The sequence below is a fragment of the Vibrio sp. 1562 genome, assembly GCF_033340155.1.
Classification (GTDB): domain Bacteria; phylum Pseudomonadota; class Gammaproteobacteria; order Enterobacterales; family Vibrionaceae; genus Vibrio; species Vibrio alginolyticus.
This window is the reverse complement of record NZ_JAWOVY010000606.1, coordinates 1-571: the sequence shown is the minus strand read 5'-3', so window position 1 is coordinate 571 and position 571 is coordinate 1. Positions and strand designations below refer to the sequence as shown.

1 pseudogene is annotated in these 571 nt (G+C 46.6%); it reads left to right on the top strand.

The annotated features are described in order from the left end of the window. Positions 1-571 (top strand): annotated as a pseudogene (locus R7Z49_RS26665) (N-acetylglucosamine-binding protein GbpA); the annotation flags it as partial.

Genomic DNA, 571 nt, shown 5'->3' with positions numbered 1-571 from the left:
AAATCATCCCTACTATGAATCTAAAGGTTGGCGATTCGGTTTACACTCGCGTGTTTGATCAATCTGGAGAGAACGTTGCATACCGCACTGAACTAGCAATTAGTAACGACGCACTCACTCAAGCGAAAAACTGGTCTTACGCCTTGGCGAGTAAAGTCAACCAAGAGCAAACTAAGCTTCAAGCTGGTCAATATTCGGAAGACAAGTTCACGCCAGTGTACGGCACGAACCCAATTTACCTGCAATCAAACAGTGGCCTTGAGCGTGTTGAAATTGGCTACAATATTGAAACGCCAGTACCTGACTATTCACTCACGGTTGATGGTCTTGCCAGTGAGTACATAATTGCTACAGAACCAACCTCTTTAGACCTCACTCTTACCGCAGAGGGCGACTTAACCGCCGAGTTAACGGTTTACAATCATCATCGCGAACCACTAGCAAGTTGGACGGGTTCAATTCAAGATGGTGCAAGCGAACAAGTAGAACTCACGCTGAGCAAATCAGAACCGGGGCACCACATGTTAGTGACCCGCATTAAAGATACCGATGGCAACCTTGTCGATCAGCA